Below are 19,036 nucleotides of genomic sequence, written 5' to 3' on the forward strand. Positions count from 1 at the left end.
TTTTATTTGGCCTTCTTAGCGGGCTGCAAGTTGCTGGCACTGGGAAAAAATCTTCTTGGGAGAATGGAGTGCGTCGTTGATAGTTGTTTTCACACAAGGGCGATTTTCAAAGCGGTAGGCATGTTCAATATTAATGTCCGCTGCCAAAACAACGACATCAGCACTCGCGACATCCTGTTCGGTAAGGCGGTTCTCAATACCCATTGCACCCTGGGTTTCTACCTTGATGGAAATCCCCATCTTTTTTGCCGTTTCGGTCAGCTTGTCGGCCGCCATATAGGTATGGGCAATACCGGTCGGACAGGCGGTAATCGCAACGACTTTCATGACACTCTCCTGGATTCATATTCTGTTTTGATTGCGCCCACTATAGGGCCGGGAAATAAACAGAAATAGAGGACAAAAAAGCCATTTACTGGAGATTTGTAGCCTGAGCAGACAAGCGTGATTGGGGTCACTCTCCCCAAAGGCATCTACCTTTCCACCCTTTACCTCCCCAAACCAACTGTGCAGCAATCACATTTATCCCAGCGGGATACAAAACTCCAGCCAAGGATAGGTATCTCCACTCAACATACGCTTCAACGTTCATAAAATGAACCGGAAATCGTGTAATAAAAAGGAACAATACTTGTCCACACTTAACCTGTTGGGCCAATGGCATCTCACATCGCCGCAGCGCCCTGATATTGAAACGACGTGTACCCTGCCCGGAGACATTCACTCCGCCCTGCTGAACGCCCGACATATTCCAGACCCCTACTTTGCCTGCAACGAACAGGACGTACAGTGGGTCAGCGAATGTGAATGGCATCTAAGCCGGACATTTACCGTCTCTGCTGACATGCTTTCCGGTCTTGCATTGCAACTGAGCCTGACCTTTGTCGATACCCTGGCTACGGTATTGGTCAACGGAGAAAAAGTGCTGTCCTGCTCCAACATGTTCCGCCCATTCGGTGCCAACATCCTGCCTTTTGTCCATGAAGGTGAAAACCGGATCGAAATTCAGCTACACCGCAATGATGAAGAGGCAAAACGCCGGGCTGAGCGCCTTCCCTTTCCGGTACCCTGGGCGGTAGGGAACAACCAGATCCCACACATGAATACCTTGCGAAAAACCCAGTGCCATGCCGGATGGGACTGGGGGATCTGCCTGCTCGCCAGCGGCATTTATGGGGAGATTTCTCTGCAAGCCCTGCGTACAACCCGGCTTGATCGCGTACGCACCCAACAGGAATGGCTCGAAGACGGCTCTTGTACACTGTCCGTAACAACGCATTACGACATGCTTGAGCCCGGTGCAACCGCCAATCTTTCTATCCTGTTTGATGGAAACTGCTATGAGTTCCCACTTGCAGGCAAACATACCGGTACTGCCGAATACACACACCGGATTAAAATCAGGGAACCCAAATTGTGGTGGCCCGCCGGCTACGGCGACCAGCCACTGTACAATTTGGAAGTCAGACTCAATGGCCAATGTATCCAAAAGAGATTAGGGCTTCGTCAACTGGAGCTGGATACAACACCGGACTCCATTGGCAGCGCCATGATGTTCCGGGTGAACGGCATCGCAATTACCGCTAAAGGCGCAAACTGGATCCCGGCCGACGCCCGCCCCGCAAACCAGACACCCGAACGCTACCGTCAACTTCTTGAAGATGCGGTCGCAGCCAACATGAATATGATTCGTGTCTGGGGCGGAGGTATGTACGAGCAGGACACTTTCTACAACCTTTGTGACGAGCTCGGACTTCTGGTCTGGCAAGACCTGATGTTCTCCTGTGCACTCTACCCATCAACACCGGATTTTCTTGAAGATGTACGAGAGGAAGTGCGCTATCAAGTAAACCGGCTGGCTGATCACCCTTCTCTCGCCCTATGGTGTGGAGACAATGAAGTTATCGGTGCTATTGGCTGGTACCCGGAGTCCAAGACTAACCGGGAAAAATACGTTGTGAACTATGACCGCCTGAACCGCACACTGTCAGAAGTGGTTGAACAGGAAGACACCAGCCGTCGTTTCTGGGCCAGCTCACCATGCAACGGCGAACTGGATTTCGGTGATGCCTGGCACGATGACAACTGTGGTGACATGCACTTCTGGGATGTGTGGCACTCCGGTAAGTCTTTTGATGCTTACTACGGTGTTAAACCACGCTTCTGCTCTGAATTCGGGTTCCAGTCGTGGCCATCGCTCCCGACCGTAAAAGCCTTTGCTGAAGAGGAAGACTGGAACGTCACCTCACCAACTTTCGAGCAACACCAGAAAAATGGCCGGGGTAACAGCATCATCACTGAGATGATCACCCGTTATTTCCGTTTCCCGACATCCTTTAAAAACCAGCTTTACCTCAGTCAGGTACAACAGGCTCTGGCAATCAAAACAGCCTCCGAATACTGGCGTGCGTACAAAGATCACTGCCGCGGCATCCTCTACTGGCAACTGAACGACTGCTGGCCTGTCAGCTCATGGTCAAGCCTGGAGTACTCCGGCCGTTGGAAGCAACTGCACTATCATGCACGCCGATTCTTTGCCCCCCACCTGGCTACGTTTATCCAGGAAAACAACACATTGAGCCTGCACGTTGTCAGTGACAGCCGTGAAAAAGCCGGCTTTACCGGTAAGGTTCTGAAAATAAGCTGGGCCGGGGATATTCTGGAAAGCTGGCCTCTGGATGTAGATGCTGAGGCCGACTGTGCGAAGTGTGTATGGCAAATCACGGTGGAAGACGGCCAAAACACCCGTGACGGTTTCTACCATGTGATGCTGGAAAGTTCTGATTCCATCATTGAGAACAGCCACTTCCCATGCGCATTCAAGCGCGCCCGTCTGGAAAAAGCCAATATCACATGGCAAGTATTGGAAGATGATTCCGGTTGTTTTATCGAGTTGGATTGTGAGAACCCGGCATTCTTTGTCCATCTAGAATACACCGGCCCCGGCCGCTTTGAAGATTCAAGCTTTACCCTGCTGCCATCCTCCCTTACCGGCACCAAGCGCCAGATCCGGTTTATTGGTGATATCACCAAGCAAGATTTAGAAGCTGAACTGAAAGTTTATGATTTACGTTCAACGTATTGATGGTTGAATGAAGCTAGGAGCCACCCATCGTAGGGTGGCTTTTTTTTATGGATTGGATTTATCGTGGTCTGGGAGTGTGCAGCCACTAAGGCGCTAATGCTTCCCGTGAGCTACCCCGTTTAACATTGGAAAAATACACCTTCTGGGCGGGGACACTGTCAGTACCGTGTTTCAGCTTATAGCGTGACATGTATGAACGGTAAACCCCGTATTTGAAATATACCTTGTGAGCGGACATTGTCTTGCCTTTGTAGTCCACTTTTTGTTCGCCATTTACCCACACTTTAAAAAAGCCGGAATCATCAACTTGCCATTTGGCGTGAATTTCAATTTTGTGCCATTTCCCTCTGAGATCTTCTTCAGAAATCAGCTCATCGTATTTTTCTGTATAACCTCGCACCTGTCTATCAAGGTGGTAACCACCACTGGAGTTTTGAAACATCCAAACAGGATGGGACTTGTGCTGGTGAAATTGCCCGAGCGCTACTTTGGTGGGGTAAACGTTGACGTAATCTTCTGGAAAGTAAATCGACCAGCCGTACCAGTATTCTTTACCCCGCTGATTTTTCTTTTTCGCTTCCGAGAGTTCACTTCTCTCGCGGTCTTTATCACAGTCGCTCCAGCCACCGTTGCTTCCGCAATCACCAGGCCTGACATCAAAGACTTCAATTAACTCAGTGGGTGCCTGGTTTGTTGGGTCATCCATCACCACATAGCCGTAGGAAGTATTATTCAGGGACCGTTTGAACGTCCCAAAACTTCCTCTATCCGGCGAAGAGCAGGCGGTTAACACTAACGGTAACAACACCAAGAACATTCTTGTCATAAACATCGTGCTGGCGCTCCCTTGCTAACACTGGCTGGAGATTCTGTCTCGTATTTTTATAGGTTACACATTAGATACGTGTTTTAGGAGTATAGGCACGTAAAAGGGAATTCATCTGTTTCAGCCATGAACCGCATGTACAGAAAGTTTAATTGAAAGAATATGTTATGAAGCCACCCCACCTGCCCCACTAAATTTCAAAACTGTTTTGTATGCGATTTCATTCGCCGCAACCAAGTGACGGCAGCGCGAATTAAATTGTGCAGTTTGAATACACCCCTGGGTAGGTAGAATATTTCGTTAAAGCACTTTCGTTATAAAAAAACGGCCCCGATAGCCAAGCAGCTACCACAAGGGCCGGTTTTCTGTCTTACTGAGAGCTTAAAAGATCCGGAATGTCCGAATTTGCTTTGGTTTAAAACTGTCGAGTTTGAAGCTGTGTTCAGTGCATTTGCACCCAGCCAGTTTTTCTTCCAGCAGGTTTACCTCTTCCACTTGGTTAAACCAGTATGGCAACGTTACTTCACCTGGGTTGGAAACCGGATCTGGAGCCGGGTTGTAAAGGCGCACCACCAGCCCCGTTCCGCTGTCAGCAAGTTTTACGGCACTGAGCACCAGTCGATCAGCATTGAGCTCCAACCCTGTACCTCTGTCTGGCACCGTGTTGTTAAGCGGGTGCATCACAAAGTACTTAAGGGTATTGGTGAACTGGTTCAGCGACTGGTTTTGGTAGTCCAGCACATCCACAGCGTAGTGCTGCCATACCTTCTGGCAATGGGCCGGGTTAAACCTCTCTTCAACCAGCAGTGCACATTCGAACTCAAGCTTGCCCTGCAACTGACTGTCCGGCGTTCGAATCCATTTAAACTGCTGACCGGATGCAATGCCCGGACGGCGGATAAGATCCGGTTTGCCAAGCCAACCAACACAGCGGTAAAGCGTAAGTGCCAGATCACCGGATTCCGTGATTTCATACTCCTTGATGCCCTTGGCCATCACAGTAAGGCTGGTTGTCGAATCGTGCATATTGGCAAAGTGCAGCATCGGGTATATCGGGCTGGGTTCTTCTTTCCAGCCTGCTTCACGCCAGTGATGCAGATGTTCAGGAACATTTTCGCGTTGTACCACACCAAAAGGTGTATCTGCGTGATTCAACGCCGATTTGGTAAAACCGCTGAATACCAACTGCATCCGGTGGTCTTTTACCTGGTTGTCGAACTCTGCATGAATTTCCAGAGGTAGACCGTCAAGGCAATCACTCTGTTTAAGGCTCAGACAGAAGGTAAAACCAACCTTGCCATTTGTTTCCCGCCGGTTACGTTCATTCAGGTCAGCCGGTAAATCCCACATTCCGGTAATGACAAGGCTCTGCCCTAACCTCCCAGTGTCTGCGGCAACACTGGCATTGCACCAGTTATAGGTGAGTTTCCAGTCGTCTTCAGGCGGAGAGTAATCGTAATTGTCTCCATCATCCCCTGAGTCCGTGAGCTTAATACAGTCAAGGAACCACCTATCCATCGCCTTGCTATAGAGGTCAAACTGACCGTCATGGAACGCCAACCGATAGTGGTTGTTCTCAATCTCATTAAGCCCAGAGAGCATATCGCAGATAACCGGCGTTGATTGCCCAACGTGCCCAGATAGGACTTTTAAGCTGACGAACCCACTGGCAGGAAGCGGATAGCAGAAGGAAATGTCAGTCTGGTAATAATAAAGATCCGGATCCTGTTCTGCCTCAGTACGTTTGATGCTGCCGCTGTAGGTTTTTTCTACATGGTGAATATCAAAAGGTACCGGGTTACCTTGCCAGTCTGTTAGTGCGAAATCCGGGGTTTGGGTAGCAATGCTTGTTCTAATCACCGGCGTACGTGCATACGGCAGGGTATTAAAAAGCGTAAGGCGTTCGGTTTCGTTGCCCAGGCCATCTTTACACTGGGACTCAGCAAGTTTACGTACAAGGTAATCCACAGCTGAACCGGACATCTGGTCCGCTTCTTCAAACCGTGCGAGGATTATTTTGTTCGTCTTATCCGTGTTGCAGCCACCGGCACTGTCGTGAGCGTGGTTACGCATCAGGACTTTCCAGATGTTCTCTACCAGTTGCGGTTTAGGATCAATCCCTTGCTGGCTTGCCATCACCATCAACGGTTCCAGTTGGTGGGTCAGCCTGCGTTCAATTCTGTCGTTAAGGTATTTGTGGTCATACCGGGTTGAATAGATGGAACGGTGAATTTTGGAAACCTGTCCATCTATAAATTCCCCGGTCACCTTTGGCAGGTCAAGGTTCTCTTTTTCCAATGCCTCGAACAGCTTGGTATAGCTGCTTTCAGTGAGGTGGTACTCGGGAGCAGCCCGGTTGGAAATTTCGATCCGTGGCTTGATGTCCAGGTCGATATAGCGCTGGTCACCACCCAGAGGAATGGCAACGTTTTGCGCTATAGTTCCCTCTTCAGCCTGCAGGCAAAGTGCCGTCGGGTCATCGCATCCGATAATATGTGACCCGACAAAATAGCCATTTTTGATGTTGTAGGCCGTCACTTCACTGCCGTCTTCAGCTTTCCATGTAAACTCCCGGCTTGAACAGGTATCGCTGTTCAGTCCACGCCAGAACACGGTCTTGCCAATACCGAAACCGTTGTAGATTTTCGGCATATCAATGCTCTGCCCGAAGGAGTCCGGTACATAGCCAATATCCATGACCGGACCAAGCTGACGCCCCAACCGGATACCTGTTGCCAGGTTCCTCACTATGGATTCACCACTGATGATCAGTTGATCAGTCTGGGTATACCACGGTCCGATGACCAGCTTCCCCTGCTCTACAAGTGCCTTGAAGCGCGCTTTTTGATCAGGACAGGCATCGAGGTAATCTTCAACAATACTCAGTTGCCCGTCGAGAAGGTAAGTATCGCTCGCCCCGCTCTCAAGCCCGCTCATCACTTCGTCTAAGTGATAGATAAGTTGGATGAGCGATTCGTGGGTAGAAAAGTACCACTCAAAATCCCAGTGGGTATGGGGAATGACATGAAAGGTTTTCTGCATCACAACAACTCTCTCAACGCTTAACCCGCAATAACTTCTGAAATTTCCTGCTGGATTTGCCCGGCATCGCCACTTCTCAGCACCTCACGGAAAGGTGCCCGCATAATGGCGCGGGAAAGCCTTGTCAGCAGCCGGATATTTTCCTCATCCCCGTCAGCAGGAATCGACATAGCTACAGCCGTCTCAACCGGTTCATCATCCATGGTTTCCCACTCAATAGGGTGAGAAAAACGTACCAGGAAAATACCGGCGTGGCTGACCGCCGGGTTCTTGCTGTGAGGAATAGCCACACCACCTGTAAAACCGGTGCTAGACTCCTGCTCACGGGCCCGAAGGCCCGCTTCATACAGTTCTGCACTCGTTACGTAACCCAGCTTTTCAGCATGTTGGGCAATGAACGAAAATGCCTGTTCTTTGGTCGTCGAGCAGGTGTCATGCAATATATGGTCGACACTGAATACATCTTTCATTTTGCTAGCCTTAGTTTGCATGAGCCGGTTGTTGTTCGACTTGTTTCTCTTCCGTTTTCTTGGCCTCGGTGCTTTCCACTACGACCGGCTTACGCCAGAACCCGATGATCAAAGCGGTCGTGGTAATACCGGCCAGCGTGCACAAAATCCAGGTCAGGAATGGGATTGGTTGCTCGATATAGCCGATGAACGTACCCAGTGGTGAACCGATACCGCCGTAGAATTTACAGTCAAAGAAACCAACCAGGCCGCCAGCCAGTGCAGAGCCTGTAACACTTGCTGTGATAATCTGAACCGGGTTAGTGGCAGCGAATGGGATCGCACCTTCTGTTACACCCACAATGCCCATACCAAATGCCGAGTTCGCAGCAATTTTTTCTGTCTGGGTGAACTTATTCTTGAAGATTTGCGAAGCGAGGAAGATACCCAGCGGCGCGACTGAAATTGCCGCCTGTGCCGCCGTGCCCGGTACGAAGTTCGCACCTTCAATACCATATTTGGCTACAGTATCGGTAAACACTGCGGTACCAAAAATCAGGGCCGTCTTGTTGACTGGGCCACCGAAGTCAAAACCAATCATTGCACCAATCACAGCACCGATGATGAACGTTGAAGCCTGGTAGTTTTCTGTCATCCAGGTCAGCCAGTCATACATAGCACCCATTGCAGATGCGATAGGACCACCGATCATGTACTTCACCACAATGGTGATAAAGAAAGTGGCTATGAGCGGCAAAATCATAATAGGCACCAGCGGTTGTACCAGCTTAGGCCACTTTATTTTCTTCAACTCGCGGACAAAGTAACCCACGATAAATGCAACAAGGATCGCTGACAGAAAGCCGCCCCCCGTCTCTGTACCGAGGAAACCTGCATCGTTCGCGATATACGCACCGATCATTGCAGGGGCAATAGCCGGACGGTCTGCAATGGAGTTGGCAACAAAGCCGGCAAACAGGGGAATCATCAGGGTGAAACCGACTTTACCTACCTGGAACAGGGAATACATGAGTTCGCCAACCGGGTCGGTGCGGTCGAAGCCCCATGCCACCATGCGGCCAAGGTCATCTTTTTGGAATGCGAAAATATTGGCAATCGCCAGCAACAAACCAGCAGCGATAACCATAGGTACCATGTAGGAGATACCGCTCATGATATGTTGGATGAAACCGTTCTCGTTGGTTTTACCCAATGTAATATTGCCAACTTCCGTGCCCTTGGCGCCGAAAACCTTGCCTTCTTTTACGGCAAGCTCCACAAGGCCATTGGCATCTTTAATCGCCTCTTTCGGGCGGGTTTTATAAACTTTCTTGCCGACAAAACGCGCCAGGTCAATTTCAACATCAGAGGCAATAATCACCACATCTGCTGCAGCAATTTCCTGCTCCGTTAATACGTTCTCTGCACCAATTGAACCCTGTGTTTCAACCTTTACATTAAATCCATGTTCCTTTGCCGCAATTTCAAATGCCTCGGCAGCCATATATGTATGGGCAATACCCGCAGCACAAGCAGTAATGGCAACAACATTACGACTCATACAATAATTCTCCAAATTAAGGGTCGATATTTAAGACGGGGCTATTGTGTAAATTTTTTCAGTTTCAGTATGAGATATGGTGCACATATCAGATTTCAATGAAATTATTTACACAACAATGTGCACAAGATCAGGATTGAATATTTTAGATAGTCAATAATATCAGTGAGTTATTTGGTTTTGGTGATTATATTGTGCTTCTTTTGAAGAGGTGAAAATCGGCACATACCCCCCTCCATTCTATTTACGCAGGAAATAATAAAGCGATAATCAATCACGATATATCTATGAGGAATATGGGGGATAAGAGTTATTAGCTACAGAAAGGCTTTTCTGTGGCTACCCAGTTTTTAATTTTATCCTTATTGTCTGTCACATACTGATGGTATATATGGTCGATTGCCATCAGTATTGGGGTTTGACCAGAAATCATACCGGTGGATTCTTCACCATTCAGGGATGACGTTAATATATGACTGTCAGAGTATTGAATCAGTTTTGATTTACTGTTCGAGGTAATACAAAGCACATTCACTCCCCTGGTTTTCATCTCTCTGGCACATTGGATCATTCCTTCGTTTTTGCCCTTCAGACTGATTAGAATCACCAATGCATCCGGATTTAGGATTGCACTGATCATTTTCATTGAATCCCCGTCAGTCACCACTTCAATGAACTTCCCTAACCGGGTAAAACGGAATTTAAAATCAGCCCCGGCCAGAGCACTGAACCCGGTACCAAATACGTGAATGATTTTGTGTTGGTAAACCGCATCACTGAACGTTTTAACGCTCACCCTGTCGAGCTTTTTACTTAGCTGCTGCAGCATATCCACATAGTCAACATGCAGGGTGCAGTTCTCAGTTAGCGGTGTCGGCGTTTCCAACTGTTGTTGATAGAGAAAAAGGAACTCTTTGAAATTCCTAAGACCCACCTTTTTGCAAAAACGGGTGATAGATGCAGTCGACACGCCAATGTCTTCAGCCAGTTCCTCAATGGATTTTACCGGCTTGCGATCGAGAAAGTACGCGGCAATTTTGTGGTCTGTACCGGTAAAATGAATCTGAGCGTATTCAAAGAGAAGTTGGATGTCTTTTTGCATCGTAACCGTCCGGGCGCAGTATATAAAAGTCCTTCAATACTGCGCCGAATGGTACCTGTTTAAACTGTTTAAAATAGGGACTTAGGACAAATTTAACCAAACCTCCGTTTTACCTGATGAGATTTTAGCCAATTTGGTATCACGTCTGCGCCTTGCCGGCTTTCTTTTCGAACACCTGGAAGAAGCAGTTTGGCTCATGATAGCCACAACCTTGTGCGACCCTAAAAAAATTAAATTCACAGTCTGGATTTCTCCAAAGGGTCTAGGCGCTCACGCAACCAATCTCCGAGAAGATTTAGCCCTAAAACAGTAAACATGATTGCAAGCCCAGGAAATACACTTACCCACCACGCTGTTTGGATGTAATTTCGGCCTTCAGATAAAATGCCTCCCCAACTCGGCGTCTGAGGATCAGCCCCCAATCCCAAATACGTCAGACTGCTTTCCAACAAAATATTGTTTGCCACATTAAGCGTTGTGAGTATCACAAGCGGCCCAAGTGCATTAGGCAATATGTGTCCGAAAATAATTTTAAGGTCCGGAAGCCCATAGCTTCGAGCAGCCTGTACATACTCTCGCTCGCGTAGCGACAACACGCTCCCGCGAACCAATCTGGCATACTGCACCCACTGAGATATGATCATAAGGCCTATTAGCTTGTCCAGACCCGGGCCCAGAATCGCGACAACTGTGATTGCCAACAGAATAAAGGGTAATGCCAGCTGTATATCAGCAAATCGCATAATGAAGACATCGACTACCCCCCTGTAGTAGCCGGCAAACAATCCTACTACTGTGCCTAAAAATACTGCCCCGAGAGCCGACAGCAATCCCACAGAAAATGACACCTTGCCGCCAACAATTATCCGCTCAAGAATATCCCGCCCTAACGCATCCGTACCTAAGATGTGCTCAAAGGACTGGAAAGGAGCTGTGAACCTGGCCAGCAAATTTACTGTTTTTCCTCCATCGGGAAAAATAATTGTTGAAAATAAAACTAAGGTCCCAATAGTCCCTACGAGCAATACCCCCAAAATGAGTTCAAAGTTTTTAAATTCGCCCGGGATTTTAATTGTGGTTCCAAACATACTATTCACGCTCTTTTTCTGATTCATACTTAACCCACCCTTATTCGTGGGTCGATCAGGCCATAAATCAAATCAACCAACAAATTAACCAGAACAATAAATATTGCCAGTATAGATACACATGCCTGGAGTACAGGGTAATCTCTCTGGGTTATAGCTTGAACCGCCAGCGTACCCATTCCTGGCCAGTTAAATACCATTTCTACAATGACAATCCCGCCAATCAGATTGCCAAACTGGAGTCCAAAGAATGTCACCAATGCAATAGCGCAGTTCCTGAGTGCGTGTTTATATATAACTACGTTTTCTCGTAAACCTTTCGCACGTGCTACCATTATATATTGGGCCGAAAGCGTTTCTAACATAGCGGTTCTGACAAGCCTCACATTCGTCGCAGTCAATATTATCCCTATTGTTACTGAAGGCAATATGAGAGAAGCCACACCGCTATAACCACTGGCCGGCAGTATTGGAAATGTAATTGAAAACAACAGAACAAGCATTATAGCTAGCCAGAAGTTTGGAAATGACAAACCAAGTAAAGACAATATCCGGATAAAGTGGTCAGAAAACTTGCCTTTATTTACCGCAGAATAGATACCCAGAGGAATGGAAATTGCAATTGAAAACAACATTGAGGTTACTGCAAGAAGACCAGTTGATGGCAACGCAACACCAATCAAATTAGAGACTGACCCTCTAAAAAAACTATCGCCTAAGTCTCCAGTCAACAGCCCTGAAATAAAATCAAGATACTGGATAATAAACGGTCGATTAAGCCCTAATGACTCACGAATTTGTACTAAGTCCGATTCTGTCACGTTACTCGATTCAAGAGTTAACATTACAGCTGGATCACCTGTCAGTCGGATCGAAAATGCGACAAACAGCGTGACAACAACCGTGACAAACAGTGCTTGTATAACTCGCTGAAAAACAAATTTTAAAATAGGCATATATTATTACTGTCTTATTGATGTTGTATGTCTTCCATTTACATTCTGGGCTACCAATAGAGTAAATTCCAAAATGCAGTTGTATTTTCATCAGCTTAAGCTGGAATCTGGCTATTTTTGTTGCAGCCAGATTCCAGTTATCGTCAAAATCACATTCGAATAGTGATGAACAACATCATTAGTCCTTATAAACATCCATGTATCTGGCTCTGTCATCAGGAGCAGGAGTAAATCCTTTAACTTTTTTGCTTACGCCATAGAGCGTTGAGGTGTTGTATAATGGGATGTCCAGAGCATTTTCATGGGCATAACTCGCCACTTCGCGAAGGATATTCTCCCGCACTTCAGTGCTGTACGTTAAACGTTGTTTTTCAAGCAATGCATCCAACTTCTCATCATTATTGTATGGATTCCAACGCTCACCGGAGTGGTACAGCAGATAGGCAGTATTATCGAAGTCAAATGTCCAACCACCCCACCTGAAATAGAACATTTCCCCCGTATTACCCTTAGGGACAATTTCTGTTGAATACACGCCACTCTCGTGGGTGCGAATCTTAACATTTAGACCTACAGCCCCCAGATAGGCACTGATAACCTGGGCAACTTCAAGAAATGTGTCGTCATTATTTCGTGTATCCAGGGTAATGGTAGTACCTGGATTCACGCCTGCTTGTTGTAAAAGAGCCTTAGCTCCGGCTGGATCATACGAATATTCCTGTATATCAGGATTATAACCAAGGGACTTAGTGCCTTGCGCACTGCTGATTGTGCTACCTAAACCATCAAGTAAGATATCTACTATCATTTTCTTGTCGATTGCCATATTGATGGCCTTACGAACACGGATATCGGACGTGATCGAATCCCTGGTTTTAAATCGCAGCAAGGCCACGGTTGGACCATTTACATCTACAAGCTCAACCCTGTCGTTGTTTCGAATGGTTTCCACCGAGGCAACAGGAATATTCAGGGAAATATCCACACCTCCTGATAACAACTCAGCCATTCGTGTTGATGCCTCAGGAATAAACTTAATATTCACTTCATCAACTTTGGCTTTTCCATTCCAGTAGTTTGGATTTTTCTCTAGTTTCAAACCTACAGATGGCGTGTAGTTGACAACACTGAACGGCCCCGTCCCGACAGGTTTCATATCAAATGCTTTTTCGCCAACTTCCTCGATGTATTTTTTAGGTACAATCATGGCTCCATATCCAGATAACTTTGTAATTAAGACCGGATCCGGGTTTTTCATAACAAAGTCGACGGTGTGGTCATCCAGAATTTCAACACGCTCAATTGATGTATAGTTTGAACGTTGCGGGCTGGTTTTCCCTTGTTCTCCCAACATTCTGTCAAAGGTATATTTTACAGACTCAGCATTAAATGGTTCTCCATTGTGAAACGTTACACCTTCTCGAAGTTTGAACCTAATACGTTTGCCATCCTCCAAGAATGACCATTCTTTAGCGAGACCGGGCAAAATATCCAGGTTTTCATTTCTGAACACCAAGCCATCAAAAATATTACTGCCCATAGACCCCCACGAAAGTGAAAAAGTATCTATGGGGTCAAGGCTTTGTGGATCATTTTCTTGAGCCACTGTTAAAACTTGCCCAGCATTAACAGCTGAAGAGAACACGAGCCCAAGACTCAATGCCGATATAGCAGAGAAAGTTCTGAATTTTAATGTCGCCTTCTTTAAATGTCCGCTATTTATTTTTTTCATAAATACCTCCGTGTACACGTCGATTAACATGCTGTTTTAAAATCACTAATATTTTTCAGCAATTTATCTTGAAAGAACCTATCCGCTTATTGGTTCCTGGCCACAAAATGACCTTTTTCAATTTCAACCAATTCATTTATTTTTGGTTCGTCACCTACAGCTCGAATGGGGCTGGGCACTTCACCTTCTAATAGTTGGAAATCAGATGTTTTGTTTATTTTTACTTCTGGCACGGCTGCCAGTAACTTCTTGGTATATGGATGCTGTGGATTCTCAAATATCTGCTTTCTGGTACCCATTTCCACAATTTGCCCCAAATACATAACAGCAACTCTATGGCTTATTCTTTCTACTACAGCCATATCGTGCGTGATAAACAAATATGCCAGTCCCTGCTCTCTTTGCAGTTTCATAAACAAGTTCAGAACCTGTGCCTGTACGGTAACATCCAGTGCAGATACGGCTTCATCTGCAATTATCAAGCTGGGGTTGCACGCCAATGCCCTGGCAATACAAATTCTTTGTCGCTGTCCACCGGAGAATTCATGGGGATAGCGATCGGCATGGTCGGGGTGCAAACCAACTTTTACCAACAAGTCTGTGACTCGGTCCTTTATTTCATGTTTTTGAATTAATTTGTGTGTGAGCGCAGGTTCGATGATACTTTCACCCACCGTCTTTCGAGGATTTAGTGATCCATAAGGGTCTTGGAAAACATACTGGATTTCCTTACGGAACTTTGTCCTCTCTGAACTCGGTAATGAAAAAATATCTTGTCCGCGGAATTTTATTGCCCCCTCAGTGGGTTCAATGAGTTGTTGAATCGTCTTTCCAAGCGTTGACTTCCCACTACCGGATTCACCCACTACAGCAAAAGTCTCACCTGGGTAAATATCAAAAGAAATGCTTTCTGCCGCATGAACGTGGTGTGTCACGCGATTTAACAATCCACCTCTGATGTCATAACGTGTTGTAAGCTGCTCAACACTAATTACCGGCAATCCACTCTCATCCGGCTCAACACTACGGACGAATTCGTTAGTGATAACGCCTTCTTCTGTCAGCAGTGGCAGCATTTTAGGCAAGGGTTCATTTTTCATGCTCCCGATTCTTGGAACTGCCGCTAGCAATGACTTTGTGTAGAATTCCTGTGGCGCAGACAAAACCTTGCTGGCTTTGTCTATCTCAACTTTTTTGCTGTTTTTCATCACAAGGATGTTATCCGCCATTTGGGAAACGACACCCATATCATGGCTGATGAATATTAATGCGGTCTCAAGTTCTTCTTGAAGATCTCGCATTATATGGAGAATTTGGGCCTGTATCGTTACATCAAGCGCAGTGGTCGGCTCGTCAGCAATCAGTATTTTAGGCTGGCAAGACAAAGCTAACGCAATCATTGCCCTTTGCCGCATACCTCCGGACAGTTGATGTGGATAGTTGTCCAACATCGCAGCGGCATTCGGCAACCTGACGAGATTCAGCAAATCAATGGCTTTTAACCTTGCTTCCTTATGGCTGATGCCAAAATGCAAAATGAGCGTTTCTATGATCTGCGAGCCGATGGTATAAACAGGGTTTAAAGAGGTCATGGGCTCTTGGAAAATCATGGCAATTTCTCTGCCACGTATTCTTTGAATCGTTGTTTCGTTCAACGAATTCAAATTGACGTTCTGACCCAATACATCGCTGGCAAAATTCATTTCACCAGAAACAACTCTTCCACCCACATGCTTAATAAGTCCAAGCAATGCAAGAGAAGTCACAGATTTCCCCGAGCCCGACTCGCCGACAATAGCCAATGTTTGGTTACGAGCTAATTCAAAAGACAAATCATCAACGGCGGTAACAACCTTGCTTCCGTGTCCAAATTCAACAGTCAGCCCACTGACAGAAAGTATTTTTTGCTCAGATGCCCCAGAAATCGGTTCCGCAGACTGATTAACACTCGCCATTTGCATGTAACTGCCTCTCCGAATTTTGTTCTTCCAAGTGTTCCAGTATGCACTCGATAGAAATACCCACAGCCTCGGTCATCATTCCGACACTCATCGTAGGAGGCATTTTTTCTCCATCTTTAACTTCCAGAGCATTTTCTATACTTTGTGGAACATGTAAAAAGCCCCCCAACGTATGCAGGCCCAGCTTCTCAGCTAAATGGTGGACGGTATAGATCATCTGGTTACACAGGTGAGTGCCTGCAAAAAAAGATATGCCTGCGGGGATACCCTCTTGTTTCAGTCTTTCAATTATCAGTTGATTTGGCAGCAATGCGTTGTATGCAACAGGACCATTTTCCACTACGGGTTTGAACTGAAGGGAAGCACCTTTGGCATCAGGCACGGAAAAATGACGCCAATTAATCCCTACCATTTCCGCTTGTATACCCGATGACTGTACAGAGACCCCCAAGCCAACCCATGCATCAGGCTTATATTCCCGTAAAGTTGTCTCTACCAATTCAGAAAGTGAATCGCTCACAACCGGACACTCAATCAATACAAGATTGCAGTTTGGGTACTGCTTGGCCTTTAGGCTTTTCACAACCTCTGAAGCCGGGTTTTTCCTGGCTTTAATCCAACTTCCGTATCCTGCAACAACAATTGTTTTCACGCTTTCCATCAATCCACCACAAATTTACATATCATTAACATCACTAAGATTTGCAGGGATGGTTGACAAATTCAAATCGAATTATTAGATATACGTATAAGCAAATGTTATAGGGTGGTTACAGTTGTGCAAGTTCGCTACCGTCAAGTTGAAGCGTTTAAATCTGTCATGCTCACCGGAACGACAACCGGTGCAGCCAGCATGATGTCCGTGACACAACCGGCAGTCAGTCGTCTGATTTCTGATCTGGAAGTGGCATTGAAGTTCAGCTTATTTAAACGCCATAAAGGAAGGTTACTGCCCACGCCGGAAGCTATTGAGTTTTACCGGGGGGTTGAAAATTTTTTCGTTAGTTTGGATTCTCTCGAAAAGCTGGCAGATCAGATTAGAACCCAGGATTCTACAGATTTGCATATTTGTGCAACGCCAGCTTTATCCACGTTTTTTTTTCCTCATGCAGTGAAGCACTTTAAAGGCCAGCACCCTAAATCAAAACTGCTGCTTGAAAGTGCGCCATCTTCTGAAATAGTCCGCCGTCTTCAGATGAACCTGACACATTTGGCACTAACGGCATCATTCCCGCAGGCTTTCGGAATTATTCAAGAAACCCTAATAGAAACATCCCACGTGTGTGCCGTGAATGAGTCCCACCCTTTGGCAAAAAAAGCTGAGATTACACCTGAAGACCTTATTGGCGAAGAGGTACTTGAAATTACGCCCAGCGGGTTAAATAACTGGGATCAACTGTACACAGTTTTAGAGGAGGCGGGTATTACATACTCACACAGCATAGGGATTCAAAACTCCCATACCGGTTACAGCTTGGTTGCGGCTAACCTGGCTGTTGCTTTAATTGAGCCTTTTGCGGCAAAAACTTGGTTTAATAACGGCGTGGTAGTTAAACCATTCGAACCTAAAATTCCTTACAGGTACGTGATTGCTTATTCAGAATCTCAGCCAGTCACAAAAGAATCGGAAACATTTGTAGAAATTGCCAAAGAAGTATTCAGTCAGTTCAACATATGCGGGTAGCAGCGATTTAACCAACGCGATTGCCACAAGCATATTGCCGGGCGTCTTCTGGAACACCCGACAAAAGGAGATCTCACGTTTAAGTGGTTCCTTAGCTATGGCTACGCTTCTTGAGATTACTCCAAGGGTTAGTTCTTTCCCCTTTTGTGCCGCTCTTTGGACGCTCATTGCGTCCAGCCGGTTTTCGTGGCGAGCTTGATTTGTCTGTCGGTTTTCCGCTCTTTTTTTCGCGTTCACCCTTCACAGCTCCACCAGGTTTGGCCTCATTGCGACGTGATTTCGGCTTTTCTGAATCAGTGAGTTCTTTCTTCGTATCGCGTTTGTTCTTTGGTACGTAATTGAGAATTGAAACCGGCACCGGCTTTCTTGGGGCAAAACCATCAATTTCGCGGCGTTCAATCAAATGGCCCAGACGACTTTCAATCATACAAAGGTTTTTAAAGTCATCTTTTGAAAGGAAGGAAATCGCCTCCCCTTTTGCACCCGCCCGTCCTGTGCGTCCAATACGGTGAATGTAGTCGTCCGCCGGGAAAGGGAGATCGTAGTTAATCACTCGCTTGAGTTCTTCAATATCGATACCGCGAGCAGCAACACCTGTCGCCACAAGAAACTGGAGCTTGCCGGACTTGAAATCTTCCAGCAGTTGTTCGCGCATTGCCTGGCTGCGGCCGCTGTGGAACGACTCTGCAGTAATGCCACGCTTGCCCAGCTGTTCCACCAATTTGGCTGCACCGTGTTTGGTTTCAATAAAAACCAATGCCTGATCCCAGCCATTTTCAGTGATCAGGTGTGCCAGAAGAGCGGACTTTTTGTCTTTATCGACTGTCGTCAGCCACTGTTCAATTTCAGCTTTACTGTTCCCTTCCGAGCTGATTTCTACCGGATCCGGTACAGCAGTTTTAGCCAGAAAGCGGACTTTATCTGACAGGGTGGCCGAAAAGAGCAGGTTCTGGCGTTCATCCGGCAACCGCTCAATGATCTTGTTGATGTCTTCGATAAAGCCCATATCCAGCATTCGGTCGGCTTCATCAAGTACCAGATACTCCAATTCATCGAAATGGACTGCACGCTGGGACATCATATCCAGCAAGCGTCCCGGTGTTGCCACCAGAATATCCACGCCATCAAGCAAATGCTGTTTTTGTGCTTTAGAGTCAGTCCCACCGTACATCGCCAACGTTTTCAGGGACAAATGCTTGCCATATTCATTGGCATTCTTTTCTACCTGAGCGGCAAGTTCACGCGTCGGTGCAAGTACCAGCGCACGAACCCGCTTTTTACGCTGGGTTTCACCCCGGCTCAGCATTTCCATTATCGGCAGCAGGAAACTTGCCGTTTTCCCTGTACCCGTCTGCGCCGTTGCCAACAGGTTTCGGCCATTAAGAACGACAGGAATCGCTTTCTCCTGGATTGAGGTCGGGTTCTGGTATCCCAGCTCCACCACGGCAGACACAATGGGTTGGCTCAGACCAAGTTTGGAAAATGGCATGGAAAAATCTCGGCAAGTCAGTAAAGAAAGAGTATGGCAGATGCCCTTGAATGCGCACCTT

14 protein-coding genes are annotated in these 19,036 nt (G+C 46.7%); 2 read left to right on the plus strand and 12 right to left on the minus strand.

The window, feature by feature from the left end; genetic code table 11:
* Nucleotides 1-15: 15 nt before the first annotated feature.
* Nucleotides 16-327: a PTS fructose transporter subunit IIB gene (locus NF212_RS09595; RefSeq protein ID WP_434355006.1), complete on the minus strand. Its 312-nt coding sequence runs from the start codon at nucleotides 325-327 to the stop codon at nucleotides 16-18.
* Between the two features lie 304 nt (nucleotides 328-631).
* On the opposite strand from NF212_RS09595, the gene NF212_RS09600 reads away from it, so the two are divergent.
* Entirely contained in the window at nucleotides 632-3,085 is a 2,454-nt protein-coding gene (locus NF212_RS09600; RefSeq protein WP_434355008.1) for a beta-mannosidase, read from the plus strand.
* A gap of 85 nt (nucleotides 3,086-3,170) precedes the next feature.
* Here NF212_RS09600 and NF212_RS09605 read toward each other — a convergent pair whose 3' ends face one another.
* From NF212_RS09605 to NF212_RS09650, 10 genes are all read right to left on the minus strand, one after another.
* Entirely contained in the window at nucleotides 3,171-3,917 is a 747-nt protein-coding gene (locus NF212_RS09605) for a polysaccharide lyase (protein ID WP_434355010.1), read from the minus strand.
* Nucleotides 3,918-4,292: 375 nt separating this feature from the next.
* Nucleotides 4,293-6,953 (minus strand): glycosyl hydrolase-related protein, encoded by a 2,661-nt coding sequence (locus NF212_RS09610; RefSeq protein WP_434355012.1) that lies wholly within the window; start codon nucleotides 6,951-6,953, stop codon nucleotides 4,293-4,295.
* 20 nt (nucleotides 6,954-6,973) lie between these two features.
* On the minus strand, nucleotides 6,974-7,423 hold the full coding sequence (locus NF212_RS09615) for a PTS sugar transporter subunit IIA (protein ID WP_434355014.1): 450 nt from the start codon (nucleotides 7,421-7,423) through the stop codon (nucleotides 6,974-6,976).
* A gap of 10 nt (nucleotides 7,424-7,433) precedes the next feature.
* Nucleotides 7,434-8,963, minus strand: a complete 1,530-nt coding sequence (locus tag NF212_RS09620; protein WP_434355016.1) for a PTS fructose transporter subunit IIC — start codon at nucleotides 8,961-8,963, stop codon at nucleotides 7,434-7,436.
* Between the two features lie 313 nt (nucleotides 8,964-9,276).
* Nucleotides 9,277-10,065: a MurR/RpiR family transcriptional regulator gene (locus NF212_RS09625; protein ID WP_434355018.1), complete on the minus strand. Its 789-nt coding sequence runs from the start codon at nucleotides 10,063-10,065 to the stop codon at nucleotides 9,277-9,279.
* A 236-nt stretch (nucleotides 10,066-10,301) separates the two neighbouring features.
* A complete protein-coding gene (locus NF212_RS09630) occupies nucleotides 10,302-11,180 on the minus strand; it encodes an ABC transporter permease (protein ID WP_434355020.1) in 879 nt (292 codons plus the stop codon).
* A 2-nt stretch (nucleotides 11,181-11,182) separates the two neighbouring features.
* Nucleotides 11,183-12,109, minus strand: a complete 927-nt coding sequence (locus tag NF212_RS09635) for an ABC transporter permease (protein WP_434355022.1) — start codon at nucleotides 12,107-12,109, stop codon at nucleotides 11,183-11,185.
* Between the two features lie 178 nt (nucleotides 12,110-12,287).
* Nucleotides 12,288-13,841: an ABC transporter substrate-binding protein gene (locus tag NF212_RS09640; protein WP_434355024.1), complete on the minus strand. Its 1,554-nt coding sequence runs from the start codon at nucleotides 13,839-13,841 to the stop codon at nucleotides 12,288-12,290.
* Nucleotides 13,842-13,927: 86 nt separating this feature from the next.
* The gene (locus NF212_RS09645; RefSeq protein ID WP_434355026.1) at nucleotides 13,928-15,802 is read right to left on the minus strand and encodes an ABC transporter ATP-binding protein; all 1,875 of its coding nucleotides are present in this window, start codon (nucleotides 15,800-15,802) and stop codon (nucleotides 13,928-13,930) included.
* Entirely contained in the window at nucleotides 15,783-16,463 is a 681-nt protein-coding gene (locus tag NF212_RS09650; protein WP_434355028.1) for a hypothetical protein, read from the minus strand. Before NF212_RS09650 ends, NF212_RS09645 begins: the two co-directional genes overlap by 20 nt.
* 117 nt (nucleotides 16,464-16,580) lie before the next feature.
* On the opposite strand from NF212_RS09650, the gene NF212_RS09655 reads away from it, so the two are divergent.
* Nucleotides 16,581-17,486, plus strand: coding sequence for a LysR family transcriptional regulator (locus tag NF212_RS09655; RefSeq protein ID WP_434355030.1), 906 nt, complete (start codon nucleotides 16,581-16,583; stop codon nucleotides 17,484-17,486).
* A 91-nt stretch (nucleotides 17,487-17,577) separates the two neighbouring features.
* Here NF212_RS09655 and NF212_RS09660 read toward each other — a convergent pair whose 3' ends face one another.
* Nucleotides 17,578-18,975 (minus strand): DEAD/DEAH box helicase, encoded by a 1,398-nt coding sequence (locus NF212_RS09660; protein ID WP_434355032.1) that lies wholly within the window; start codon nucleotides 18,973-18,975, stop codon nucleotides 17,578-17,580.
* Nucleotides 18,976-19,036: the final 61 nt, after the last annotated feature.

Origin of the sequence: Parasalinivibrio latis (genome assembly GCF_036825535.1) — a bacterium.
Classification (GTDB): domain Bacteria; phylum Pseudomonadota; class Gammaproteobacteria; order Enterobacterales; family Vibrionaceae; genus Parasalinivibrio; species Parasalinivibrio latis.